This window comes from Methylomonas sp. LW13, assembly GCF_016865255.1.
Classification (GTDB): Bacteria; Pseudomonadota; Gammaproteobacteria; order Methylococcales; family Methylomonadaceae; genus Methylomonas.
This window is the reverse complement of record NZ_CP033381.1, coordinates 4,490,461-4,513,814: the sequence shown is the minus strand read 5'-3', so window position 1 is coordinate 4,513,814 and position 23,354 is coordinate 4,490,461. Positions and strand designations below refer to the sequence as shown.

Annotated in this window: 25 protein-coding genes; 10 read left to right on the top strand and 15 right to left on the bottom strand. The window is 52.9% G+C overall.

Annotation, left to right across the window (positions count from 1 at the left end; all coding sequences use genetic code 11):
* Positions 1-26 precede the first annotated feature (26 nt).
* Complete coding sequence (locus JL719_RS20440; RefSeq protein WP_033159147.1) at positions 27-434, top strand: ankyrin repeat domain-containing protein; 408 nt, start codon at positions 27-29, stop codon at positions 432-434.
* Between the two features lie 86 nt (positions 435-520).
* On the opposite strand, the gene JL719_RS20435 is transcribed toward JL719_RS20440, so the two are convergent.
* Positions 521-1,438 (bottom strand): choice-of-anchor A family protein, encoded by a 918-nt coding sequence (locus JL719_RS20435; RefSeq protein WP_165385991.1) that lies wholly within the window; start codon positions 1,436-1,438, stop codon positions 521-523.
* Between the two features lie 355 nt (positions 1,439-1,793).
* Positions 1,794-4,367 (bottom strand): ATP-dependent chaperone ClpB, encoded by a 2,574-nt coding sequence (gene clpB / locus JL719_RS20430; RefSeq protein WP_033159148.1) that lies wholly within the window; start codon positions 4,365-4,367, stop codon positions 1,794-1,796.
* 292 nt (positions 4,368-4,659) lie between these two features.
* Between clpB and JL719_RS20425 the strand changes: the two genes are divergently transcribed.
* From JL719_RS20425 to JL719_RS20415, 3 genes are all read left to right on the top strand, one after another.
* Positions 4,660-4,863, top strand: coding sequence for a cold-shock protein (locus JL719_RS20425; protein ID WP_020483379.1), 204 nt, complete (start codon positions 4,660-4,662; stop codon positions 4,861-4,863).
* 136 nt (positions 4,864-4,999) lie between these two features.
* Positions 5,000-5,923 (top strand): Aq_1264-related membrane protein, encoded by a 924-nt coding sequence (locus JL719_RS20420; protein WP_033159149.1) that lies wholly within the window; start codon positions 5,000-5,002, stop codon positions 5,921-5,923.
* Positions 5,924-6,035: 112 nt separating this feature from the next.
* A complete protein-coding gene (locus JL719_RS20415) occupies positions 6,036-6,290 on the top strand; it encodes a hypothetical protein (protein ID WP_033159150.1) in 255 nt (84 codons plus the stop codon).
* Here JL719_RS20415 and JL719_RS20410 read toward each other — a convergent pair.
* The 11 genes from JL719_RS20410 to JL719_RS20360 all read right to left on the bottom strand — a co-directional run bounded on the left by JL719_RS20410 (position 6,287) and on the right by JL719_RS20360 (position 15,668).
* Positions 6,287-7,180: a radical SAM protein gene (locus JL719_RS20410; protein ID WP_051670471.1), complete on the bottom strand. Its 894-nt coding sequence runs from the start codon at positions 7,178-7,180 to the stop codon at positions 6,287-6,289. The genes JL719_RS20415 and JL719_RS20410 overlap by 4 nt on opposite strands.
* 3 nt (positions 7,181-7,183) lie before the next feature.
* Positions 7,184-7,996: a formylmethanofuran dehydrogenase subunit C gene (locus JL719_RS20405; RefSeq protein WP_033159151.1), complete on the bottom strand. Its 813-nt coding sequence runs from the start codon at positions 7,994-7,996 to the stop codon at positions 7,184-7,186.
* Positions 7,993-8,889, bottom strand: coding sequence for a formylmethanofuran--tetrahydromethanopterin N-formyltransferase (gene fhcD / locus JL719_RS20400; RefSeq protein WP_033159152.1), 897 nt, complete (start codon positions 8,887-8,889; stop codon positions 7,993-7,995). Before fhcD ends, JL719_RS20405 begins: the two co-directional genes overlap by 4 nt.
* Entirely contained in the window at positions 8,886-10,550 is a 1,665-nt protein-coding gene (locus tag JL719_RS20395) for a formylmethanofuran dehydrogenase subunit A (protein WP_033159153.1), read from the bottom strand. Before JL719_RS20395 ends, fhcD begins: the two co-directional genes overlap by 4 nt.
* Positions 10,551-10,560: 10 nt before the next feature.
* The gene (locus JL719_RS20390; RefSeq protein ID WP_033159154.1) at positions 10,561-11,820 is read right to left on the bottom strand and encodes a formylmethanofuran dehydrogenase subunit B; all 1,260 of its coding nucleotides are present in this window, start codon (positions 11,818-11,820) and stop codon (positions 10,561-10,563) included.
* Between the two features lie 9 nt (positions 11,821-11,829).
* The gene (locus tag JL719_RS20385; protein ID WP_033159155.1) at positions 11,830-12,207 is read right to left on the bottom strand and encodes a 4a-hydroxytetrahydrobiopterin dehydratase; all 378 of its coding nucleotides are present in this window, start codon (positions 12,205-12,207) and stop codon (positions 11,830-11,832) included.
* Between the two features lie 192 nt (positions 12,208-12,399).
* Entirely contained in the window at positions 12,400-12,783 is a 384-nt protein-coding gene (locus tag JL719_RS20380) for a ClpXP protease specificity-enhancing factor (RefSeq protein WP_033159156.1), read from the bottom strand.
* Positions 12,780-13,388 carry a glutathione S-transferase N-terminal domain-containing protein gene (locus tag JL719_RS20375; protein WP_211555157.1) on the bottom strand — a complete coding sequence of 203 codons (609 nt, stop codon included), beginning with the start codon at positions 13,386-13,388 and terminating at the stop codon, positions 12,780-12,782. Before JL719_RS20375 ends, JL719_RS20380 begins: the two co-directional genes overlap by 4 nt.
* Before the next feature lie 174 nt (positions 13,389-13,562).
* Entirely contained in the window at positions 13,563-14,204 is a 642-nt protein-coding gene (locus tag JL719_RS20370; RefSeq protein WP_033159158.1) for a DUF47 domain-containing protein, read from the bottom strand.
* Between the two features lie 14 nt (positions 14,205-14,218).
* Positions 14,219-15,253 (bottom strand): inorganic phosphate transporter, encoded by a 1,035-nt coding sequence (locus JL719_RS20365; protein WP_033159159.1) that lies wholly within the window; start codon positions 15,251-15,253, stop codon positions 14,219-14,221.
* A 22-nt stretch (positions 15,254-15,275) separates the two neighbouring features.
* Positions 15,276-15,668: a YMGG-like glycine zipper-containing protein gene (locus tag JL719_RS20360; RefSeq protein WP_033159160.1), complete on the bottom strand. Its 393-nt coding sequence runs from the start codon at positions 15,666-15,668 to the stop codon at positions 15,276-15,278.
* Between the two features lie 161 nt (positions 15,669-15,829).
* On the opposite strand from JL719_RS20360, the gene rpmH reads away from it, so the two are divergent.
* The 5 genes from rpmH to mnmE are packed head-to-tail and all read left to right on the top strand — an operon-like array spanning position 15,830 to position 19,612.
* Positions 15,830-15,964 carry a 50S ribosomal protein L34 gene (gene rpmH, locus JL719_RS20355; protein WP_020483365.1) on the top strand — a complete coding sequence of 45 codons (135 nt, stop codon included), beginning with the start codon at positions 15,830-15,832 and terminating at the stop codon, positions 15,962-15,964.
* On the top strand, positions 15,965-16,333 hold the full coding sequence (rnpA, locus tag JL719_RS20350; RefSeq protein WP_033159161.1) for a ribonuclease P protein component: 369 nt from the start codon (positions 15,965-15,967) through the stop codon (positions 16,331-16,333).
* Positions 16,315-16,539: a membrane protein insertion efficiency factor YidD gene (gene yidD / locus JL719_RS20345; RefSeq protein ID WP_082769240.1), complete on the top strand. Its 225-nt coding sequence runs from the start codon at positions 16,315-16,317 to the stop codon at positions 16,537-16,539. The genes rnpA and yidD overlap by 19 nt, the downstream gene beginning before the upstream one ends.
* Before the next feature lie 2 nt (positions 16,540-16,541).
* A complete protein-coding gene (gene yidC, locus JL719_RS20340) occupies positions 16,542-18,272 on the top strand; it encodes a membrane protein insertase YidC (RefSeq protein WP_033159162.1) in 1,731 nt (576 codons plus the stop codon).
* Complete coding sequence (mnmE, locus tag JL719_RS20335) at positions 18,272-19,612, top strand: tRNA uridine-5-carboxymethylaminomethyl(34) synthesis GTPase MnmE (protein WP_033159163.1); 1,341 nt, start codon at positions 18,272-18,274, stop codon at positions 19,610-19,612. The genes yidC and mnmE overlap by 1 nt, the downstream gene beginning before the upstream one ends.
* A gap of 18 nt (positions 19,613-19,630) precedes the next feature.
* On the opposite strand, the gene JL719_RS20330 is transcribed toward mnmE, so the two are convergent.
* The gene (locus JL719_RS20330; RefSeq protein WP_033159164.1) at positions 19,631-20,026 is read right to left on the bottom strand and encodes a hypothetical protein; all 396 of its coding nucleotides are present in this window, start codon (positions 20,024-20,026) and stop codon (positions 19,631-19,633) included.
* Positions 20,027-20,136: 110 nt separating this feature from the next.
* On the bottom strand, positions 20,137-21,744 hold the full coding sequence (locus tag JL719_RS20325; protein WP_033159165.1) for a SagB/ThcOx family dehydrogenase: 1,608 nt from the start codon (positions 21,742-21,744) through the stop codon (positions 20,137-20,139).
* 313 nt (positions 21,745-22,057) lie between these two features.
* Between JL719_RS20325 and JL719_RS20320 the strand changes: the two genes are divergently transcribed.
* A complete protein-coding gene (locus tag JL719_RS20320) occupies positions 22,058-23,296 on the top strand; it encodes a PepSY-associated TM helix domain-containing protein (RefSeq protein ID WP_033159166.1) in 1,239 nt (412 codons plus the stop codon).
* The last annotated feature ends 58 nt before the right edge of the window (positions 23,297-23,354 follow it).

Below are 23,354 nucleotides of genomic sequence, written 5' to 3'. Positions count from 1 at the left end.
GAGTTTGCGGCCTCAGGAGCTTGTCGATGAACGAGAAAATATTATCCAAAATTGTTCGGAGCGATGCCTTGCGCATCGTTGCGATGTTAGCGACATTGAGTATTCTTCAGGTGGGTTCTGCATGCGCTGCTGACGTGGTACAAGCCCGGAAAGATTTGCAGCAAATGGGTGTTGAATACACGGAACAGCAATTCGCGACCTCCGCTGGAGCGGGCGATATGGCGGCGGTGCGATTATTTCTGGATGCGGGAATGGATATCAACGCTGGCGATAGTGCCGCTTTGGGGTTGGCGGCCGGTAGAGGGCGGACGGAAATGGTGGAACTGCTATTGGCGAACGGCGCCAAGCCGACAGCCAATGCGCTACAGTTTGCGAGAACCCGAGGTCATCGGGAAATTGCGAATATGCTGCTTCGAGCCGGGGCGAAGGAATAGCGGCCATGTACGCTCAGATTTGAGCGATTGATGGGCATGCCACGATTTTTCGACAAGAACGGAAAGGTGCGACTCCCTCGAAATAGCTAGAGGGAGTCACGATGAGACTTAACGCGCGAGTTTTTTTGGCCGTTGATTCCCAAAATACCTAAGGCTGAGCCGAACAACCAAATCGCCGCTGGTACGGGCACTGCGGCAATATTGCTGGCGAACAGCTGGTTGTGGAATTCGATATTGCCGTTAAACGACTGAGCAACCAATTGGCCGTTCAATTGTCCGTAACCGCCAAATACGTTGGCCCAGGGCGCTAGAATCGAGCCCTGAGGGTTCTTGCTGCCCGCTAACGTTAACGACATTGCGTCATAGAAATTGTAGATGACGTGTGTGGCGTCGATACCGTTAAGATTGACTTGGCCGTTTTGAAATATCTGGCCGGTGCCGCTGACATTGATCAACACGGTGGAGTTGCTGGGAGCGCTGATGTTGATCGTATTGCTGGCGGTCAGTTCGGCGCCGTCTATGTCAAACACGTTGAGTTCGCTATTGTTGCCGGTCAAATTCAGCGTGCCGTAATTGTTGCCGACACTGCCGTTGGCGGTCAAAGCGTTCCAGGCGTTCGAGATGTTTTGATATTGGGTTTGCGCACCGGAAAAATCCACCAATGTTTGCGCGAAGACGCCGCCATTGGCGGTAAAGCTGCTTAGCAGGGTGCCGCCTGCATAGATGCTGCCGTTCTGACCATTGCCTACGCCACCGTTGTTGGCGGTTAGCGTGCCGTTTACGACCAAACGGGCTGCGTTGCCACTGATTTGCGAGGCCACCGAATAGTTGGTCAATGTAATATTGCCGCCGGCAGCCAAGTTGCCCTCGGTATCGGAATTTGAGCTGATGAAGTTGCCGAATACGAAAACATTGTAGTCGCTGGCCGGCCCTACCAAGGCTGCATGGGCTGGAGAGATGGCGGCAGCCAATAATAAACTGGTAGTTGCTATAGTGTGTGACAAACGCATTTTCCTTTAACCTTGAATAAGTATGATGGCGGGATGCCTTAAATTGATAATGTGTCGACAATATCCGTTCCCATGCGGAAATGTCGTAAGCAAAACCGACGGTTCAAATAAGAGCGTGATGACAAATACTTGACCACGCCGTTGGTCGACCGGAGAAGTTGGCTTTTACCGATTCGAGACCTATATTAAGTGACGAGCCGTTAATAGTCGGTTATCCCGGATTGCGGCGATAAACCATGCACTTCCGGCGTCCATTCTATCTGATTTGAATTTCGGGCGATACGGCCGTTGGTACAGGTGACTACCGGGTTAGCAAACTGCTAACCCGGCAGCTTATTCGAAGCCGTTTTTATTGGCTAAATGTCAATCCGTCATTTGCGACATCGATTTTGATCGAGTCCCCAGGGATGAAGCGTCCTGACAAAATCTCATTAGCCAGCGGATTTTCCAATTGCCGTTGTATCGCCCGTTTCAAAGGCCGTGCGCCGTAAACCGGATCGAAACCGGCTTCGCCGAGTAGATCCAGTGCGGTTTCGCTGACTTCCAGACCAATGTCTTTTTCCTGGAGACGACGGCGCAACAATTCGATCTGAATTTTACAGATGGCGCGGATTTGGCCCTGGCCGAGCGGATGGAAGACCACTGCTTCATCGACCCGATTGATGAATTCCGGTCGGAAATGCTGAGCTACAATCTCCATCACCGCATCTTTCATTTCGACATAGTTGTCTTCGCCCGCCAGTTCCTGGATCACGCTGGAGCCCAGGTTCGACGTCATTACCACCACCGTGTTTTTAAAGTCGACGGTGCGACCCTGTCCATCCGTCAAACGGCCGTCGTCAAGCACTTGCAGCAATACGTTAAACACATCGTTATGGGCTTTCTCGATTTCGTCAAGCAGGATGACCGAGTAGGGTTTCCGGCGCACGGCCTCAGTTAGATAGCCGCCTTCTTCATAACCGACATAGCCGGGAGGTGCGCCGATCAAACGGGCCACGGAATGTTTCTCCATGAACTCCGACATGTCGATGCGCACCATTGCTTCCTCGGTATCGAACATGAATTCGGCCAAAGCCTTGCAAAGCTCGGTCTTACCGACTCCTGTCGGCCCCAAGAATAGGAACGAGCCGTTGGGCCGGTTCGGGTCCGACAGGCCGGCGCGGGAGCGGCGGATCGCGTTGCTGACGGCTTTCAAGGCCTCGGTTTGGCCGATCACCCGTTTGCCCAGCTCTTCTTCCATGCGCAGCAATTTTTCGCGCTCACCTTCCATCATTTTCGAGACCGGAATGCCGGTCCATTTCGAAACCACTTCGGCGATTTCTTCTTCCGTGACCTTGCTGCGCAGCAGGGTGGTTTCCTGCATTTCTGCTTGCGAAGCCAAGTCCAGTTCTTTCTCCAGTTTGGGTATGTCGCCGTATTGCAGCTCGGACATCCGCGCGTAATCCTGGCTGCGGCGGGCCGCTTCCAGTTCCAGGCGGGCATGTTCCAGGCGTTCCTTGATCGTTGCAGTGCCTTGCAATGCCGCTTTCTCGGCTTTCCAGATTTCTTCCAAATCGGAATATTCTTTTTCCAAGTCGGCGATTTCCACTTGCAGGATTTCCAGGCGTTTTTTTGAGGCCGCGTCGCTTTCGTTTTTCATGGCCTCGCGTTCGATTTTCAATTGAATCAAACGCCTGTCAAGTTTATCCATCGATTCCGGTTTGGAGTCCATTTCCATCCGGATCCGGCTGGCGGCTTCGTCGATCAAGTCGATGGCTTTGTCCGGCAATTGCCGATCGGAAATGTAGCGGTGCGACAGCATGGCGGCGGCAACGATGGCCGGGTCGGTGATGTCGACGCTGTGGTGGATTTCGTAACGTTCTTTCAAGCCACGCAAGATGGCGATGGTGTCTTCGACGCTCGGTTCGTCGACCAGTACTTTTTGAAAACGGCGTTCCAATGCGGCGTCTTTTTCTATGTATTGCCGATATTCGTCCAGCGTTGTGGCGCCGACGCAATGCAGTTCGCCGCGAGCTAGAGCGGGTTTCAGCATATTGCCGGCGTCCATCGCGCCTTCGGCCTTGCCGGCGCCGACCATGGTGTGCAGCTCGTCGATGAACAGGATGATCTGGCCTTCCTGTTTGGCAACGTCATTAAGTACGGCTTTCAGACGCTCCTCAAACTCGCCGCGAAACTTGGCGCCGGCGATTAATGCCGCCATGTCTAGCGACAATAGTTGCTTACCTTTGATACCTTCCGGCACTTCGCCGTTAACGATACGTTGCGCCAGACCCTCGACAATGGCAGTTTTGCCGACGCCCGGCTCGCCGATCAGCACCGGGTTGTTTTTGGTGCGGCGTTGCAAGACCTGGATGGTGCGGCGGATTTCGTCGTCACGACCGATCACCGGGTCCAGCTTGCCTTGTTCGGCACGTTCGGTCAGGTTGATGGTGTATTTTTTCAAGGCCTGGCGTTGATCTTCGGCGTTGGCATCGTTGACGTTCTGGCCGCCGCGCATGTTTTCGATGGCTTTTTCCACGGCCGAAGCGGTGACGCCTGCTTGCTTGAGGATTTTTTGTAAGGAGCCGCTGGCTTCCAGGGCTGCCAGCAAAAATAATTCGCTGGAGATGAACGCATCTTTACGTTTCTGCGCCAGTTTGTCGGTCAGATTCAACATCCGCGACAATTCGTTGGAAATCTGCACATCGCCGCCGGCGCCGGAGACGCTGGCCAGACGATCAATTTCCTTGCTTAGCTCATTGCGCAAGGCGTTGACCTGGATGCCAACCTGCATCAGTAAAGGTTTGATACTGCCGCCTTCCTGATCGATCAACGCCAACATTACGTGCACCGGCTCGATGAACTGGTGGTCCTTGCCTAGGGCCATGCTTTGCGCGTCGCTGAGCGCCTGTTGAAATTTACTGGTTAATTTATCCATTCGCATGCTGCGTACCTCATTTGGGATATAAATTGTGTTGCCGCAGAGATGGGGCGCTACGTAACGCTTTTCAAGCGAGGGCTGGTGGATAATTCCACTATTTTTCGGGTGAAATTATTGCTACTGATTGGTGGCTTGAGATGGACATCGTTGGTAGCCTTGATAAATGATTCAAAGTACAATGCTCGCGCTCAGATAACAGATGTTGAGGGATTATGGCCTTTGCTAGTCAGCAGGTCCGGTTGTCAATATTGTCGGTCTGCGTAACCATTAGTTTTATTTTGTAGGAGTTTTAGAAATGGCAACAGGCACTGTAAAGTGGTTCAACAACACCAAAGGGTTTGGATTTATCGAGCCTTCCGAAGGCAAGGAAGATGTGTTTGTGCATCATTCCGTAATTAAGGGCGAAGGTTTTAAAACCTTGTCTCCAGGCCAGTCGGTTCAGTTCGATATCGAATCCGGTCCTAAAGGTTTGACTGCCGCGAACGTCCTGCCCAGATAAGCGTTAACGGTTACGGGTAAAAAGGCTCTTGCTTGCAAGGGCCTTTTTTATGCCTGTTACAAAATGGATTTTTCGGTCGAGGACAATATAACCAAGCTATAATGCAGCCATCCCTTCCAAACCGGCGTAACTGACTATGGCACGCGAATTTTCTTCTTTAAAACAAATGGATACCCCGGTCAAAGTGCTGTTTACCGGCTATTTGACTACCGTGGCGGTTGGCTATCTGATGGCTTTGATCCAAATTCTGTTTACTCATGGTATGGCTGACGGCAAGTTTGGTCTGTCGATAGACGACATTGTTTACAGTTATTACGGCAATCGTTCGGGAACCGTGCTGGAAACCAAGCTGAACGGGTCCATGAAGGAGAATGCATCCGAACAGGAACGGTTCGCCATTATCCAATGGGTACGCGATGGTGCCGACAAGGACGATTTTATCGACGATGGTATCGAAAAAATCATTCAGGAACGGTGTGTGATGTGTCACAACAAAGACGCACCGGTCCCGGATTTGAGCGATTTTAAAGTGTTGAAGGAATTGACCAAGGAAGACGAAGGCGCGACCTTCAGTTCGCTGACGCGGGTGTCACATATTCACTTGTTCGGCATCAGTTTTATTTTCATGTTTGTCGGCTTGATTTTCAGCTTTTCGGAAACCAGTACCATCAAGTACAAATGTATTGCGATCGGTATGCCCTATATGTTTTTGCTGGTGGATATTTTGTCGTGGTGGTTGACGAAGCTGAACCCGATGTTCGCCTGGCTGGTGATTGTGGCGGGCGGCGGTATGGCGGTGTCGTTTGCGTTTATGTGGACGGTTTCCGTCGCGGAAATGTGGTTGTTTGATAGGGTGTTTCTGGATGCTGACGGTCAGCCTAGAGTGCAGTGGAGCACAATAGTAGAAGCCAAGTTTAAGCAGGTTGGCGGAGAGGCGGCGGCGAAAAAATTAGCTGAGTTACTGAAGCAAGTCGGTGTTTACGGCTGGTCGAAATTTCAGAGCCAAGGCCTGCCATTTCTGAAAGATATCTACGTAAAAATAGTCAAGAAAGACAAATAGTTACGTAAGTGTGACTGGGTATGCAAAACACTGTCGGGAAGTTAAAGTTCCGTGCTTGGCAAGCCGATAACCGGAGCGGTATGATGCAATCTCGATTTGCAGGAGGTGTACCATGATTAGCAATGTAATGAATAGCGCAACCAGTCTGATCAGTAATGCTCAGCAAAAAGCCAGTACCGCCGCGCAAACGATTGCAAATTTGCCGGTGCAAGCTCAGGAAGTCGGCGGCTCAAAAGATGTCGGTTCGGCTGACTTATTCAAGCCGGTGCTGAGCTTGAAAGAGGCTGAGTTGGAAACCTCGGCTGGTGCCAAAATGATCAAGGTTCATGAAAAAACGCTCGGATCTCTTCTCGACGTGAAGGCTTAATGGCTAACGCTGACATCATAGCCCAGCGCTTTGATGTCAGCGGCAAACGCATTCATTTCTTCAACACTCATTCTTTCCAGTTCGTCCGCTTCCATTTGGAACGATTGCCTGGCCACGCTGTAAAGCATAATTTCTTGCAGTTTAATCTGGCCAAACCGTAATTCCTGCAAAAGCCCTAAATAGGCCTGTTTTTCGCTGTCAGACCACGCTTGCCGATAATGCAACATGCAGGTTTGTAGTTTGGTTGGACAAAGTCTGGTGGCAATTTCTAGACGTTCCAATAACTTTTGCTGACTTTGGCCCGTGCTGTTGATCAACTTGCGGCCCTGTTCGGTCGCGCTATCCAGCTTGAACCATAATTCGCCGTTGTGTCTGCTCAATTCCGCCAAGCCCGCTTGCACTGTCGATTGGTGTATCAAGCTGCCATTGCTGATCAATACAAATTTGCTGGCTGGAAACACTCCGGATTCCGTGGCGATCTTGCCGATCAGATGCACGGCTTTATCAAAATCTATCAAGCTGGTCGGTTCGCCGTTGCCGGAAATGGCGATATCCTTGATAACGCGGTGATCGATTTCGACGTTAAATTGCTCAAAAAAATCGCCGTGTTGCACGTAATTTAAAAAGAAGCGCAGTTCCTGCTCCAGTAAGGCAAAATCCATTTCCGGCGCATTACCGCGCTGTAACTGCGGTACTTGGCAGTAAATACAGCGCCAGTTGCAGGTATTGTTCGGATTGAAATTGACACCTATCGATAAACCACCCGCACGGCGGGAGATGACCGGGTAAACATATTTCAGGCCAGCGACATTACGGTTGTGATTGGTGGTGGTGAGTATCGGTTTCACTTGAGATGCGCCGCGCAAACCGTAACGGGTTTGCGCGGCCATGAGTTAGATTCGGACTAGCACTTCGCCGCGTCCGGTTTCCGCCATATCGCCGCCGTAACGCTGCACGCGGTTAAACGCCGCACCACTGTCGGCAAAACGGGAGTTGAAGGATTTGAACGATGCGAACAGTATGGGCAGGAAGGCCAGTGTGTGGGAGCCGCAGTCGTTAAAGGTCGCGGATAATTGCGGCTGATTCCATAGCAACAAAGTGCCGCGCCGCATCGCATAGCCCAGATAGCGGCCGGTGTTACCCATCACCGCGATAGTGCCTGCCAGCATGCGCGAGCCGCAATAATCGCCGGCATTGCCTTCGATCAAAATCTGGCCTCGGCGCATATGGTCACCGGCACGCTGGCCGACATTACCTTTCACTAACACCGTACCGCCTTTCATGCCTTGCTTGTTACCGGGTAGGGCCCCGCCCAGAAAATCGCCGGCATCGCCTTCGATTTGAATCAAGCCGTTTTTCATTTCACATGCAGCATACAGGCCTGCATCGCCACTGACGTTGATCGTGCCGGATTTCAGTTGCATGCCCAGATAAGCGCCGGTATCGCCTTGTACGCTGATGCTGCCGCCGTCCAACTCCTTGCCAATGAAGTCCAGCTTGTTATTGCTATAGGCGATAATGATTTCTTGGGTGTTCATGCCGGTGATGTAGAACAGCTCGTCGACCCGGCGGCGGCTTTTGCCATTCTGTAGTTCGATGGCGGCAATCGCATCGACGTCCAAACCTTGCAGCTTTTGACAAACCAGCGGCGACATGTCGATACGCTGGTCGGTTGGCTGTTTCAGGGTAAAGGTTAACGCGCTCATGCCATGATCTCCTGCAAATGAAAGTGGAACGGTCCCAATTTACCGCCGTAGTTGCCGGCGCTGATGCGCTTGATACCGTTAGCCGCGCCTAGATCGCAAACTGCTTGGATGCCGACGCGCATGGCTTTGTCGATGTCTTCCTTGCACAAGCCGTCGATGACGATTTCCATCACCGATTCGATTTCCGGCGACAGATCTGTTTTGGTGACGCCTTTTAACGTCGGGCAGAAGGCATCGTTAGTCGATGCGCCTAATGACGCATACTTGGAGCCAACCTTGGAGCCGGAACGCACCACGCCGCCAGGGAAGGGCATAATCACATTCGGAATTTTGCGCATTTCCTCAATCGCCGCCTCGCAGGCTGCCAAAGCTTGTGGTTGCGATTCTGCCAGCACCAGGAAGTTGCCGCCGCCGACCGCGTCCACCATGCCGGTCGTCGCTTCGGTCAGAAACTCGCCGTCCATTACCGGCACTCGCCAGTAGCGCTTGCCGCCGATCTTTTTTGCAATTTGAAAGCCATCGCCGAAGTAACGCAGGTTTTTGCCCAACGGAATTGGCTTGCCGCCTTCGATGCCGGCAAATAGTGCCGAGGTTGGCGAGGTCAATACGCATTGCCCGGCACGGGTTTCCAATTGCTTGGCCAAACCTTTGCCGCCCATCGCGTAAATCATGATGGCGACACCGGGCCGTCCGTCGGGCGTTTCGTTCGGGCTCAACACTCGTTCGATGCCCGCCTCGCAGCCGCAAGCAATTACAGAGGTCGCGAAGCCGGTCATCGCTTGCGCGGAAATCATCGCCCATTTTTCGTTTTGCGCGGTGATGATGGCGCGCGTCGCCTTCATCGGAAAGGCTTCGGCGAAGGTTTTGTCTATGGTTACGCCATTTATGATCATGCTGCACCTCGCAACGGATGCGCCGTCAAGCTGCCGCGTCCGTCTTCGCTAATTTCGTCGTCGCTGATTTTAAAGTTGCCGAGTTTCATGGTCAGGTATTTGTCGAAATAAGGTTTGAGGTCTTTTTCGATGGATAGATCGTAGTCCGGTTTGACGATATGGGTCGTGCCCCAGGTAACTTTCACCACTTCGCCGTCTTTGACGACCAGTTCGCCGTCCTTAAAAACATAATCCGGTTTGGTAAACATGGTCTGGCGGTCCGCGTTTTCGGTGTAAACAGTGATGTCTGCGAAGTTGCCTGCACTCAAAGCACCACGGTCTTTCAGGCCGATGATGCGGGCTGCGCCGGCGCGGGTCATGATGGCGATTTCGTTTAGTGTGTATTCGCGCTCGATCGAGGCTAGCGTGGTCATTTTTTGCGCTTCCGGATGGATGGTCGCCAGCATGTCGTTGCGGAAGCTGCGGTCCATCAGCAGGCGGATCAGATGTGGATAGCTGGTGAACGGCGCGCCGTTGGGGTGGTCTGTGGTCAGGAAGATCCGCCAAGGATCTTCGACCAACAGGAATATTTCTAAACCGATGGCCCACTGTAAGGCATTGACGAAGTTTTGGTCCTTGTATTTAAACGGCACCACGCCGCAGCCGGCATCGCATTCGATGTCCATGCACACCCATTTATTGGGGCTGGCGAAACGGTGGTTGGCGTGTTGGCGCATGTTATCGCCGGAGGCGGTGACGGTCTGGCCGAACAGGATTTGGCCGACGTCGGCGGTTATGTTCGGATTGCTATTGATTGCCTCGGCGATCTGCGCGGCACCGGAGGAGAATTTGAAATCGCCTTCTTTACCGTAGCTATGGAACTGAATATGGGTCAAGTGCATCGGCAAGCCGTCGATGCCTTCGATGGTATTTAAGGTGGTTTCCAGATTGCCCGGTACGCCTAAATTGCAGCCATGCACATGTAAAGGATGAGTGATGCCGAGTTCTTGCACCGCTTTAGCTAAGGTTTGCAAGATTTGTCGGGGCGTGACGTCGTAATGGCTGTTCTTCTCGTCCAAATCCAGTTTGCGCTGGTTGAATTTAAACGCATTGATGCCGCCGGCGTTGACCACCTTAATGCCGATGCCTTTGGCGGCGTTCAGCGTCCAGGCGACATAATCATTGATGGCTTTTTGATCTTTGTTGGCGGTCAGCATGCGTAATAGGAAGTCGTCGCTACCCAACATGACATAGCCGCCTTTATCCACAATCGGCGTATCGCCCATTTCCATATGCGCCTGGCGGGCGTTGATTGGTAATACCGCAGGTTCGAAACAGGCGGTGTAACCCATTTCCGCGTAGCGGTAGCCGGCCACGTAAGTGCTGGGCATCGCGTGACCGTTACCGGAGCGGGTAATCGGCGTGCGGTGCACCGGGTCCTGGCGATGGTCTTCCGGCAATAGAGTGCGGGCGATGTTGCCTTTGCCGCCGCCGATGTGGGTGTGCATGTCGATGGCGCCCGACATCACTACTTTGCCGCGCAAATCGTATTCTTTGTCAACCGGTCTGCCGTCTTTAGGCGCATCGATAATGCGGCCGTCCTGCACGTAAATGTCTTGCTGTTGTCCGTCGATGCCGCTGGCCGGATCGTAAACGGTTCCACCTGTAAGTTTTATCAACATGTGTTTGGTCCTAAAGGGCTTGTTCGATAGCGGACAGGACTTCGGCGGTACTGGGCAGGCCGGAGTCGCGCAATTTTTTCAGGCGGATCGCCACCACATTGTCTAGGCGGTAAGCGTGGCCGGCATGGTCGATGCCGGGCGTGCCGACCGGGATGAACACATCCGGCTCTTTCTCGAACTTCATGCCGGAGCGAGCGATAACGATAGTCGGTAAGTGGGTTTTTGGGGGCAGTGCGCTGCTGTTAAAGGCCTGAACCCACAGCAAGGCATCGGCTTCGCCGTTATTTAGCAGTGTTTGACAGTCGTACAGATAAGGATCGTACTCGGGGTAACCTCTGGCAAAGTTGACGCGCGCCGGGTAGCCGGTGGTCCAGCCGCAGACTTGGTTGGCGGTTTGGTCGCCTTCCTTGCCGCCCAACGGAAAGCCGGAGCAACGGGTGCCCAGTCGGTTGAGGTCTTTGACAATATTGCATAGCGTTTGCACGGTTAGCTCAGCTTGATCAAATGCCAATGCCGCCGCGCCCCACAGAATGACGCCATACTGCGCGGCCTTCAGTTTGTCGGCGATAAGCTGTAGCTCGCTAATGGCGATGCCGGCGACACTTTGTGCGTGTAACAAGTGGCCTTTAACCAGGGCCGACAATGTGGCAGCCACATCCGGTAAGTCGGCGTCGGCACAAGGTAGTACGCGGGCATTTTGGCCGGTAGGAGAGGTTGAGGCGTTTTCCGACGGTGCTTTGCCCAGATAAATAATTTCCCGGTTTGCCGTGTTGTCGAGGAACATGGCTTCCTCATTCCACAAATACTTCTCGAAAAAGCGCGGGGCAAAAGCTTCCAGATCGGTGCCGACTATCAGCAATAAATCGCAACGGTTTTTAAGTTCGGCTAATGTGGTATTCATCCAGCCGGAGTCTTGCAAAGCCAGTAAATTGCGGCGTGCGTTATTAAAATTGAGGTTATCGACCACCGCGCCGCTTTTGTCGGCTAAAGCCAGCAATGCGCGCATGCCGTTGACGTCGGTGGCGCAGCCGCCGATCACAGGTTGATGGGTGTTTCGTAGCAATTCCGCAGCTTTAGTGGTCGCCGCTTCCAAACTCGCTGCCTGTCCGGCAATGCGCGGCACGGTGTCCGCTATGGCTTGTTCGAATGCCGGTGTATTAACCGAGCAACCGTTTGCGGTCACTTTCAAGGTTGTGCCGTCCACCTGTATGCTCAGGTCGTCGGTACCCATGCCGCAAAAAGGGCTGGGTACCTCGGTTATTTCAGTCATGGAAAGTCCTCAATCTTTTTTAATATATTTGAATCGTGGATCGTCGGGTGTGCCTTCAAAGATGCCGGCGGAGGTTTCCGCTGCATCCCACAACAACACTTCTTCAATTTTTTTGGCCAGCAGAAAATCTTTATCGGTGATGCCTTTTGCCGAATGCGTGACCAACTTGACGATCACGAATGCGTAGGAAACAGTTAAATCCGGGTGGTGCCAGGCTTTTTCCGCCAAGTGGCCGACGGTGTTGACCACCATTAAAGTCGCTTTCCAGCCGCTGGTCTTGATTTTGCGGCGGATCCAGCCGTTTTCGTAATACCAGTGCGGCAGTTCCTGTGCTAAACGTTCGGCGATTTCGGTCTCGCTATAGACCTTGGCAGTATCGTGCGACATCGATTATCCCCACGGATTGAAGTGACTCGGCATTCTATCGCACAGTTTAGTCGGTGTCTTTACGGTGTACAGGTGTTTGGCTGGATTTCAGTGCCAATTGTCGGCAACTGGAGGGGGCTTTTTTTAACTGGCTTGTTTAGGCGGGTTGAGGGAATGCCTCGGCGCAGAGGCATTCTTTTCGGCACGCGTTTGTTATTTGACCACTCTTAGTTGTGGTTTTTGCGGAGGTTTGGGCTCTGTCGGTGTCGGCGGGGTTTCGTCCTCATTCTCTTCCGGGTCGAAAATCATACCTTTGCCATTTTCCTTGGCATAGATGGCCAACACCGCTTTGCACGGCGCGATAATGCGCATGGGTTTGCCGGCAAACCGCGCGTTGAATTGGATTTCTTCATTGCCGAGCACCAAACCTTGAATGGCTTCCGGGCGCATATTCAGTACGATTCGGCCATCTTCCACGAAGTCGCCCGGCAGCGTTACGCCGGGGTAGTCGGCGTTGACTAACAGATGGGGGGTCAGGCTGTTGTCGACGATCCATTCGTAGATGGAGCGAATCAGATAGGGTTTAAGTGGGGTCATTTGCTTGGGGCTTGCATCATGTCTTTTTCTTCGCGGCTCAGGCTTTCTTGAAAAGCCCGTCTGGAGAAAAGTCGGTTGGCGTAGGCGGTGATGCCTTTGCCTAGGCCGGCAATGTCAATGCCGATGCTGGGAAGTCGCCACAAGAATGGCGCCATCGCACAATCAATCAGAGAGTACTCGTCGCTCATAAAATACGGTGTCGCTTCAAATACCGGCGCGGCAGCCAGTAAGCTTTCCCGGAGTTGTTTTTTAGCCTTCGCGGCTTTTTTGTCACCGTTGACCAGAACGTCATCCAGCAGCGGATACCACTCCTGATCGATGCGTTTGATCAGCATCCGGGCGTTGGCGCGGGAAACCGGGTCCATTTGGTGCAAGGCGGGGTGGGGGAAGCGTTCATCCAGATATTCCATGATGATGCGGGCGTCGTACAGCACTAAGTCGCGTTCCACGAAAGTCGGGGCATTACCGTTGGGGTTCAGTTCCAGCAGATCTTCCGGCGGGTCATTCGGGTCGAAAAACTCAACTTCCGCTGGCACGCCTTTTTCGTATACAACTAGCCTGGCGCAGTGGCTCATTATGCAGGCTGGTGATGAAAAAAGAGTCATTGCGGATTTTCGGCTGGTGATGTTTGCCACGAAGTGAACCTCTTTGAGTAACAGGATTTAAACCGGGGCAGATTGTAGCATGGATGTTGGGGCTTTTGGGGGCGATGCCGGACGCATTCTGCCCTTGAAAATAACGGGCTGCACCCGGCTATTTTAAACGGCTTGCCGCACTATTCAGCCCAGTTTGACGATGATGTCTTCCAGTACATTCGCGGTGGCATGAACCTTGTCGGCGGCATTGGACAAATGCCGATAAAGTTCGCGTTGTTTAAACATATTCAAGTAGTCATCGCCTTGGAATAAATCGGCGATGGCCTTGCGGTACATCTTCTCGATGCGGCGCTCCGAGTGGCGGGCGGCAAAGGCCTGTTGCTCGGCCTCGGCGGGGGCTTTGCCTAATACGGCGAAGCCGCGCTCCAGTGCTTTGATGCCCACTTGCAACTCAATGACCATCGCTTGCGAATGGCTGTCGGGGTTCAGTTCCAGGGCTTCCATCTCGTTATACGTGCTTTTGCAATAGGTAACGATGCTGTCCATAGAGGCGATGGCGCGATAAATGTCTTCGCGATCAATCGGTGTGGCAAACGAGCTGTTTAGTTCGTGTAGGTTGTGCATGCGGATCCGGTCGGCTTCGTGTTCGTCTTCTTTCAACATCTTGCCGGCTTCGACTGATTCGCTGGCCATGAAACGGACGAGATTATCGACGGTGACGCAGACCTGCTGGCACTGTTGGTGCAGCAATAGATAGAAGTCGGCGGTTTTCGGGAATATTCGCTGAAACAGCCGGGAGGCCAGTGAAAGCTTGGGAGATGACATGAAGATTACAGCGGCTATTTGAGAGAGTAGTCGAATATCAGAAAACTGATGCAGGCGATCATGGCCGCGCCGGGGATGGTGATCAGCCAGGTTCGCAAAATTTCCAAGGCTTTTCCCCAGCGTACCGCTCTGGGGCGATCAGATGCACCAATACCCATGATGGCCGATGCTACAACGTGCGTCGTGGACACCGGGGCGCCGAGTAGTGAGCTGCCGAAAATAGTCAGGCATGCGCTCAGCTGTGCGTTTAGCGCGTGGATTGGGCGGATTTTATAAATGGCAAAACCTAAGGTCCGCACGATACGCCAGCCGCCGGTCAATACGCCTGCTGTCATTGCGCTGGCGCAAAACAACATCACCCAGCCTGGCACTTTAAAGCTGTCGATTTCCCCGCTAAGTAACAAAATCAAGGTCAACACGCCCATGCTTTTTTGCGCGTCGTTGGCGCCGTGTGAAAAGGCCAGCGCGGCGGCGGTCAGCCATTGGGCGTTACGCAGCTGCCGATTAACGCTTGGCGATGCGGACCGCAATAAGAACATCGTCAGTCGCTGAATGATAAAGCCCACCAGAAAGCCCAGGACGGGCGAGAGCAATAAAGCCAGTAGAATTTTACTGAAGCCATGTATGCGGCCTTCACTTAAAGCGTTGAATCCCCAATCTATGGGTTTGCTGCCTATGCCGATTAGCGTGGCGCCGATCAAGCCGCCCATCAGCGCGTGTGATGACGACGATGGTAAGCCGTGCCACCAAGTAACCAAATTCCAGAATACTGCGGCGAAAAGTCCGGAGGCTACGATTAACAGCGCATCCGCTTTGGGAATGGAGGATAGATCCAGCAGGGTGCCGACTGTGTTGGCGACGGCGGTTCCGCCTAGCAGCGGCCCCAGGAATTCGAAGATTGCCACCACTAAAACCGCCTGCACCGGCGTCATAGCGCGGGATGCGATGACGCTGGCAATGATATTGGAGGCATCATGAAAACCGTTGGTGTAATCGAATACCAGCACAATGATGATCGCAACACCGATAAACGAAACCAATGCCTCCAAAATAGTGACGGCTTAATGCAGATTAATTGACGACGTTATGGCCGCGCTGTCTCAGGCAGTTGCGATAGGCATTTTTGTAGCGGTCGTTGGCTTGTATGCCTTGCTGAGCGCCGCCGCCAATGCCGCCGGCCGCTGCGCCAATGGCTGCACCGGTGCCGGGGTTGCCGACTACCGCGCCAATGGCCGCGCCGCCCGCAGCGCCTATCAAGCCGCCAACTGCTGCGCCGGTGGCAGTGTCTTTAACGGTGCTGGACGATTGCGAAGCCAGTTGCTCGCATTCCTGCATATCCTGATTCAAGCGGAACGCATTGGGATCGTTATAGGTGTCCACCGTGGGAGTCCAGCCGGTGGTGGTGGCGCAACCGGCGACTAACAGGCTGGTTGCTAAAATCGATTTAAACGGTAATTTATGCATGACAAGTCTCCTTCATTAATGCTGAATGCATTGTTAGTGTTCCAGAGAGTAGTCCATTTTGCACTGTTTTGGAAATTTACAAGTCAAATTGACACTGGCAAGCCTGTCACGTATGATTCGCAGCCTTTTTTATCCGTTTTTATCACCAAAGGCAGTAGCACATGAAAAGAACTTATCAACCCAGCAAAATCAAACGCGCTAGAACTCACGGCTTTCGTGCCAGAATGGCTACTGTGGGCGGTCGCAAAGTGATCAATGCGCGCAGAGCGAAAGGCCGCGCATCGCTGACGGTTTAATTGTCGGCGGAAGATTTCGGCTTTCCCGATCAGTATCGGCTAGGGACGCCCGCTGAGTATAAAAAAGTATTTACCAATCCCGTAAAGTCCACAGATAAATATTTTACGGTGTTGGCGACGAGCAATATCCTGCCGCATCCGCGGTTGGGTTTGGCCATCGCAAAAAAAACTATAAAAAAAGCAGTCGCAAGGAACCGCATTAAAAGGGCTGTCAGGGAAAGTTTTAGATTACAGCGTCAACATATCGTCGGCATTGATATTGTTGTTTTGGCACGAGGCGATGCAGCAAATGCGGCCTCGCCGATATTGAGGAAGTCATTGGAAAGGCATTGGCTTAAACTGGTAGATCGATGCGATTCCTTCTCATAACCCTGATCAAGCTTTACAAATACTTCATAAGTCCTTTGCTGGGACCCAGATGTCGTTTTTATCCCAGCTGTTCAAGTTATGGCTTAGAGGCAATCCAGATTCATGGTGCTTTCAAAGGCTCTTACCTCACGCTTCGACGCTTATTAAAATGCCACCCGTTTCATGAGGGTGGCATTGATCCTGTTCCGGAAAAATTGAGTAAATAACAATGGATAACATAAGATTTGTACTGGTCATGGCGATGTTGATGATCTCCTACATGCTGTGGGAATCGTGGCAGATCGATTACGGCCCCAAGCCGCAGGCCCTGGTTTCTGATAAACCCGTATTGGCTGGTGATGCAGCAACAGTGTCCCCCGGACAAACGGCGGGAGATGCCCGGGCTGCTGCGGTGCCGACTGTCGCCCAAGTAGCTGCTGAAAATGTTATCAAAGTCAAAACCGATGTTTTCGAGCTGGAAATTGATCCTCAGGGCGGCACACTACGCAATCTGGATTTGTTGAAATATCCGCACGAGAAAATCAACACCGTAGTCGACAAAGCTTATGCACTGATCGGCATGACGCCTCCGGAGAAAAACCTAAATCCGATTCGGTTGTTCGACAGCAATCCCGACAGCCTGTACCTTGCCCAAAGCGGCCTGATTGCCAATGCCAATTCCTTGGCTGCCCCCGATCATAAAAGCCTGTTCACCGCCGAAAAAACCGAATATCAGTTGCTTGATGGGCAGGACGAGCTGAGAATCCCCCTGACCTGGACTAATCCACAGGGATTGACGGTTACCAAAACATACACCTTCAAACGCGGCAATTATGCCGTTGGTCTGGAGCAAAAGGTCAGCAACCATTCCGCACAGGACTGGTCAGGCAAGCAGTACAACCAACTGGTGAGAACCCAGTACAGCGACAAAAGCAACAACAGCTTTATTCGGACATTCTCCGGCGGCGTGGTTTACACCGAAAAAGACAAATTCCAAAAAATCAAATTTGAAGATATGGCGGATGACAAGTACGACGTCAAAGCCAAGGAAAATGTGCACAGCAAAGGCGGTTGGAGTGGCATGATCCAACATTATTTTGCAGCGGCGTGGATTCCACCTGCCGATCAGGACGCCCAGTTTTACACCAACGATCTTAAGGATGCCCGTTTCCAGGTCGGTTCCTTATCCCCCGATTTGACGGTTCCAGCCAATGGCGAAGCCGTGTTTAGCAGTCAGTTGTTTGCAGGTCCGAAAATTCAGCCAATCATGGAAGCTTTGGCGCCAGGTCTGGAACTCACCGTCGATTACAGCTGGTTGACGCCGATTGCCAAAGGTATTTATTGGCTACTTAACCAAATCTACGGTTATGTCGAAAATTGGGGCGTGGCGATTCTGGGCGTCACCTTTGTCATCAAGGCCTTGTTCTTTAAACTGTCGAAAGCCAGCTTTCAGTCGATGGCCAAAATGCGCAAGATTCAGCCGCGCTTGAAAGAACTGCAAGAGCGTTATGGTGAAGACCGCCAGAAATTCAACACCGAAATGATGGCGATGTACAAAAAAGAAAAGGTCAACCCTTTGGGCGGTTGCTTGCCGATTATGGTGCAGATTCCGGTATTCATCTCCTTGTACTGGGTATTGATTGAGACCGTCGAAGTGCGTCAGGCCGATTTCGCCTTGTGGATTCAGGACTTGTCGGCGCAAGACCCGTTCTATCTGCTGCCGATTTTGTACGGCATCACCATGAAGATTCAACAAAGCTTGAATCCGGCGCCTATCGACCCGTTGCAAGCCCAGGTGATGAAAATGTTCCCTATCGTGTTCACCGTGTTCTTCCTGTTCTTTCCGTCCGGTTTGGTACTGTACTGGATTTGCAACAACAGCTTGTCGATCATCCAGCAGTGGTATATCACTAAACACGTGCTTGAAGAGGATGCGCACAAGCATAGCGTAGTACCTTAATGCTAGGCGGCGACACCATAGCCGCTATTGCCACGCCGCCCGGTAACGGCGGCGTCGGCGTCATTCGCATCTCCGGGCCATCCGCGTCCGGCATCGCCCAAAGCCTCACCGGCAAAACTCTTCCCAAACCCCGCTACGCCCAGTTTGTTCACTTCCTTGATGCCGATGGCCGGGTAATCGACAGCGGCTTGCTGCTGTATTTTGCCGCGCCGGCTTCGTTTACCGGTGAACAGGTTATCGAACTGCAAGGCCATGGCGGCAGTGTGGTGCTGGATATGCTGTTGCGGCGGGTGCTGGAATTGGGAGCGCGCTTGGCTAACCCCGGTGAATTTAGTCAAAGAGCTTTTCTAAACAACAAAATCGATCTGGCGCAAGCCGAAGCAATTGCCGACCTGATCAGTAGCGGCACCGAACAGGCCGTTCGTTCCGCCCAGCAGTCGATGCAGGGCGTGTTTTCCGAACAGATCAACGAACTGATCGACGAGTTGATCGAACTGCGGGTATTTATCGAAGCGGCCATCGATTTTGTCGATGAAGAAATCGACTTCCTGGGCGACGGCGTGGTGGCGGGGCGCATAGCACGCTTGCAAAGCAAACTTGCCGGCATCGGCAAAACCGCCCAGCAAGGCCGGCTGTTACACGACGGTATGACCGTGGTATTGGCCGGCAAACCCAACGCCGGCAAATCCAGTTTGCTAAACGCCTTAGCCGGTCACGACGCGGCGATTGTCACAGACATCGCCGGCACCACCCGCGACGTATTACGCGAACGCATTCAGCTGGATGGCATGCCCTTGCACGTCATCGACACCGCAGGCTTGCACGACAGCGATAACCCGGTCGAGCAGGAAGGCATCCGCCGTGCCCGCCAGGAAATCGCCAAGGCCGACCGGATTTTATTGTTGATAGACAGCACCGACCCGGACAGCGCCAGTCTCGATGCCAGCCTGCCGGCCAATATCGCCGTCACCAGAGTGTTTAATAAAATCGATTTGGTCGGCGGCCAAGCCCAAGTCTTGGAAACCCCGCAAGGCACGGAAATCCACCTCTCCATCAAACACCGGCTGGGCTTGGATTTGCTGCGCCAACACCTGAAACAAAGCATGGGTTTTACGGAAAGTGCGGATAACGTATTTGTCGCCAGAACCCGCCACATCCAGGCCTTGCAACTTGCCGCGCAAGCCGTGGACCGCGCCGCCGAGCAATTGCTGCATCAAGCGCACGAACTGGTCGCGGAAGAATTGCGCCAGGCGCAAACCAGCTTATCCGCCATCACCGGCGAATTTACCTCCGACGATCTATTAGGTGAGATTTTCTCCAGTTTTTGCATTGGTAAGTAAGCGACTAACGCGGACTTATCAATCGATTTGCTCCAATACCACCGGCTTGGCGCTAAAGACTTCGGCAACCAATTCCAATTGCGCGGCAAACAGCGGCAGGGTCGGAATTTTCCAGGCTTTGCCGGTGAATTTGGCCAGGATGTTGTTCAGCCAAGGCCGGTCGGAGCTGGCGTGGTGAATGATGAAACGGTAGGACTCGCCGTCGTTGAATACCGCAAAATCTTCCAGGGTCACTTCGATGGTGTGTTCCTCGCCATATAGCCGGGTCTGCACATACACTTTGCGGGCATCGAGATCGAAGTTGAACTGGGTCAACTCGGCGATGCCTTTCATGATGATGTTCGCCCCCCAAATGATCAGCGCGTTGGGGGTTAATTTGATGACGAAACGGATTAAGCTGGATTTAAAACTCATGGCGGGCCTTTAGTGGTTGGCTGGGTAAAACCATGATTCTAAACATTGTCGGCGGGATTGTTGCGTAAATATTTCAACGATTGTCACTCAGGTGCCAAACCTCAAGCGAATCAGGTGCTGGCGGCCGACTCGCTCAAATGCGCATAGGCCGGAAAGGTTTGCAGCCGGCTGTCGTCCAGCGGTTCGCCGATGGTAAAGTGATATAGGCTTTGCCAGTCGTTATCTTTTAAACCCAACACACCGTGTACCGCATCGTCAAAAAAACAGCCGATGCCGGTGCCGCGCACGCCGGCGGCTTCCGCTTCCAGGTATAAAATCTGCCCCAGTAGGCCGCTTTCCCAGAACAGCCGCCGATAGCGCCAGGCTTCGGTGTCCACATTGTCGGCAAAACGCGCCAACATCCCTAAGCTGAACGCGCTGTCGCTGGCGATGGGTTGGTGGCAGGACAGGGTTTTCGCTGCTTGCCTGACGCTGCCGGCCGTCAGCCGATAAAATTCGAACGGTGCCTCGACGGCCTGCCATTCGTAATCGGCAGAACAAAGCGGTTTTAATTCCGCCGCCGCATCCGCTGTGCGCGGCAGCACATATAAGCCCGGTTCCAGGCCGGCCACCCGATGCACAAATAAGACGATATTGACTTGCGCCGGCCAATTCCAGGCAGTAAAAGGCGGTTTGGCGTTGGGCAGCAGCGCGGCCAGTATTCTGTGAAAATCGGCCAAGGGCAGCTCCGGGGATTTGCCGTTAAAGTGCTGCGCGCTACGGCGTTGGCGAATCAACACGCTGGCAGGCAGGTTGTGGCTGGGCGCAGGTAAATCCAGGTTCGGCAGGGTTAAACGTTCGGCAACTGTCGTCGGCTTGACGGCTTGGGCGGAGACTTCATCGATAATCGGCCAACGGTAAAAATGCCTGCCGCTCAAGCGCTCGGCCTTCCCGAACCATTCGGCGCTTTGGCTAAGGGCTGCTAAATGTGCGGTGGAAAACTCAACGTCCGCCGTTTGGCTGGCAAGCAGCCGGCAGATTAAATCCGGCGCTTCGTGCTCGGTGGCGACAAAATCCTCGCTGCGATCCAGCCCCAGCCAGGCGGCGATGTCGGCATCGGCAGTCTCGCTCAGCAATTCTATCGACCAACCCAAGCAGGCGGCGGCATAACTCAGCGCGGCCAGTGCATGACCGATGTCGTGTTGGCAGTAGCGAAAGGCTCGTTCGCCGTATTTCCAGGCTTCTCGCCAATGAATTGAGGACAGGCCAATATAGACTTCTTTACCCGCCGTTTCCGCAGTAAACCGGCTGCGCCGCTCCAGATGATGATCGTGACTGACGTAGTGATAGACACCGGCTTGTAATAACTCCTCATCGGTACAAAGCACATAAGCTTCGGTGGGATGCAAATTGCCGCTGGACGGATTGCAGCGCAAAGCCCAGCGGTCCGGACCAAACTGCTTCCAGGCCGACAAGCCGAACGATAATTCCAATAACAGGCCAAGATTGGTCCGGTTTAACGGCTGCGGCGCTATCCGGTCCGGTTTATCCAAGTCCGCGAACAAACAACTTAGCTCGGCACCAGGTGGCGGCAGTTTTACCGCTTCACAACCGCTAAAACGCCGAAACGGATTGGGCTGATCGTCCCAATCCAAAGACTCCGGGCCTTTGGCGTAGGCATTTAATTGGTGTTTGGTGCGGTTGTGGTAGCTAATGACAGCGTCTGCAAGGTTGTTCATTGGGTTCTCTCTATACATTCAATGCTGTGTGGATGGAGCGGAGTATTTTCTGAAGATTAACAAGGTTCAGCATGTTTCGTGCCTGATCTCCCGCGATTAACTAGGCTGCCTTCCGGAGGTTTAAAGTCTTAGTCACGCAACAGAAATATTCGCATTCTTCAAGGTGAGCAAGTGTTGGTGGATAACCACTGTATGGCTGTCTGACGCTCGGCTAATTAACATAGTTTCGATAGAAAGGGATGGCTGTTGTCGCTGGAAAATTTTATAAATCACTGCTTTATTCAGCGTAGTTAAAAGGTTCGGGAGCGTCGTAATGTCCACAAGTTATCCTTTTGTGTCGGAACAAAAATTGTCCGACAAATTAGTTTCGGGGTCCTTTTTAGACAATTTCAAAACCGCTTTCAAGAAAATCACTCTGCGCAAGTGTCTGTTGAAATTGCATCTGTATATTTCCTTGTGGTTGGGTACGCTACTGGTGATTGCCGGGGTTACCGGCAGCCTCTTGGTTTACGAGCATACTTTGGATAAGTGGCTCAATCCCGACATGATGAGCGTGGCCGTTGGCGAACGCTGGTTACCCATTGCGGATTTAGTGGCAATCGCGAACCGCGTCTCGCCCATTTCAGAGCCACCCTCCCATCTACAGATGCCTGAGGACCCGAGTGAAGCGCTCATCGTGCGTTATCAAGCGGCGGCGATGCCGGGCCACAAGGGCCACAATCATCACTTTCACGAAGTTATGGTGAATCCGTACACCGGTCAGGTGCTTGGCGACCGAGATAGAAACGACGCCTTGATGACATTTATTTTGCGCCTGCATTTCAGCCTTTTGGCGGGTGATTTCGGTAAGCTGGTCATGGGAATTACCTCCTTGTTGACCTTGGTATTGACGGTTACCGGCATTTATTTGTGGTGGCCGAAACTCGGCAAAATCAAGCAGGCTTTTCTGATTAAACGTAACGCCAGCTCCACGCGCTTTAATTTCGATCTACACAAAACCACCGGTATCTATACGGCTATAGTCATGTTGGCAGTGGCCTTCTCCGGGGTGTATTTCAATCTGCCGCAGTTGTTTAAACCGGCGGTTAATTTTTTCTCACCTCTCGAAGACATGCCGCGCGGTATCAAATCAACAGCAAATGGCGGCACGGTAATTCAACCGGAGATAGTCAAGGCCAATATTCAAGCCGCGTATCCAGGGATTCAGATTCAACGGATTTTCCTGCCGGTCGGTGAAAACGGCAGTTACATGGTCTCTGCTCGGCAGTCCGACGAACTGCGCAGCAAAGGCTCTACCAGCTTTTGGGTCGATCAATACGACGGCGCGATTTTGGCGGTGCGCGACCCGAAAAAATTCAACGCCGGTAACGCTTTTATCAATTTGCAACTGCCTTTGCATAACGGCGAGATTCTCGGTACTCCAGGGCGCATCGCGGTACTAGTGGCGGGGTTTGCGCCGTTAGTGATGATGGTAACCGGCCTGATCCATTGGTTGAAAAAGCGTAAAGCTAATCGTGCGCGTCGAGCCGGTTTGAAAGCCGCCGCTATCTAACGTTTTTCCCACGATGACCAACTAACAAACTCCGGCGCGTGCCTGCGCGCCGTTGAGG

Excerpts from the sequence above, each read along its gene's own strand:
- JL719_RS20440 (WP_033159147.1), top strand. The coding sequence starts at position 27 with ATGAACGAGAAAATATTATCCAAAATTGTTCGGAGCGATGCCTTGCGC.
- clpB (WP_033159148.1), bottom strand. The coding sequence starts at position 4,367 with ATGCGAATGGATAAATTAACCAGTAAATTTCAACAGGCGCTCAGCGAC.
- JL719_RS20425 (WP_020483379.1), top strand. The coding sequence starts at position 4,660 with ATGGCAACAGGCACTGTAAAGTGGTTCAACAACACCAAAGGGTTTGGA.
- JL719_RS20420 (WP_033159149.1), top strand. The coding sequence starts at position 5,000 with ATGGCACGCGAATTTTCTTCTTTAAAACAAATGGATACCCCGGTCAAA.
- JL719_RS20415 (WP_033159150.1), top strand. The coding sequence starts at position 6,036 with ATGATTAGCAATGTAATGAATAGCGCAACCAGTCTGATCAGTAATGCT.
- JL719_RS20410 (WP_051670471.1), bottom strand. The coding sequence starts at position 7,180 with ATGGCCGCGCAAACCCGTTACGGTTTGCGCGGCGCATCTCAAGTGAAA.
- JL719_RS20405 (WP_033159151.1), bottom strand. The coding sequence starts at position 7,996 with ATGAGCGCGTTAACCTTTACCCTGAAACAGCCAACCGACCAGCGTATC.
- fhcD (WP_033159152.1), bottom strand. The coding sequence starts at position 8,889 with ATGATCATAAATGGCGTAACCATAGACAAAACCTTCGCCGAAGCCTTT.
- JL719_RS20395 (WP_033159153.1), bottom strand. The coding sequence starts at position 10,550 with ATGTTGATAAAACTTACAGGTGGAACCGTTTACGATCCGGCCAGCGGC.
- JL719_RS20390 (WP_033159154.1), bottom strand. The coding sequence starts at position 11,820 with ATGACTGAAATAACCGAGGTACCCAGCCCTTTTTGCGGCATGGGTACC.
- JL719_RS20385 (WP_033159155.1), bottom strand. The coding sequence starts at position 12,207 with ATGTCGCACGATACTGCCAAGGTCTATAGCGAGACCGAAATCGCCGAA.
- JL719_RS20380 (WP_033159156.1), bottom strand. The coding sequence starts at position 12,783 with ATGACCCCACTTAAACCCTATCTGATTCGCTCCATCTACGAATGGATC.
- JL719_RS20375 (WP_211555157.1), bottom strand. The coding sequence starts at position 13,388 with ATGACTCTTTTTTCATCACCAGCCTGCATAATGAGCCACTGCGCCAGG.
- JL719_RS20370 (WP_033159158.1), bottom strand. The coding sequence starts at position 14,204 with ATGTCATCTCCCAAGCTTTCACTGGCCTCCCGGCTGTTTCAGCGAATA.
- JL719_RS20360 (WP_033159160.1), bottom strand. The coding sequence starts at position 15,668 with ATGCATAAATTACCGTTTAAATCGATTTTAGCAACCAGCCTGTTAGTC.
- rpmH (WP_020483365.1), top strand. The coding sequence starts at position 15,830 with ATGAAAAGAACTTATCAACCCAGCAAAATCAAACGCGCTAGAACTCAC.
- yidD (WP_082769240.1), top strand. The coding sequence starts at position 16,315 with ATGCGATTCCTTCTCATAACCCTGATCAAGCTTTACAAATACTTCATA.
- yidC (WP_033159162.1), top strand. The coding sequence starts at position 16,542 with ATGGATAACATAAGATTTGTACTGGTCATGGCGATGTTGATGATCTCC.
- mnmE (WP_033159163.1), top strand. The coding sequence starts at position 18,272 with ATGCTAGGCGGCGACACCATAGCCGCTATTGCCACGCCGCCCGGTAAC.
- JL719_RS20330 (WP_033159164.1), bottom strand. The coding sequence starts at position 20,026 with ATGAGTTTTAAATCCAGCTTAATCCGTTTCGTCATCAAATTAACCCCC.
- JL719_RS20325 (WP_033159165.1), bottom strand. The coding sequence starts at position 21,744 with ATGAACAACCTTGCAGACGCTGTCATTAGCTACCACAACCGCACCAAA.
- JL719_RS20320 (WP_033159166.1), top strand. The coding sequence starts at position 22,058 with ATGTCCACAAGTTATCCTTTTGTGTCGGAACAAAAATTGTCCGACAAA.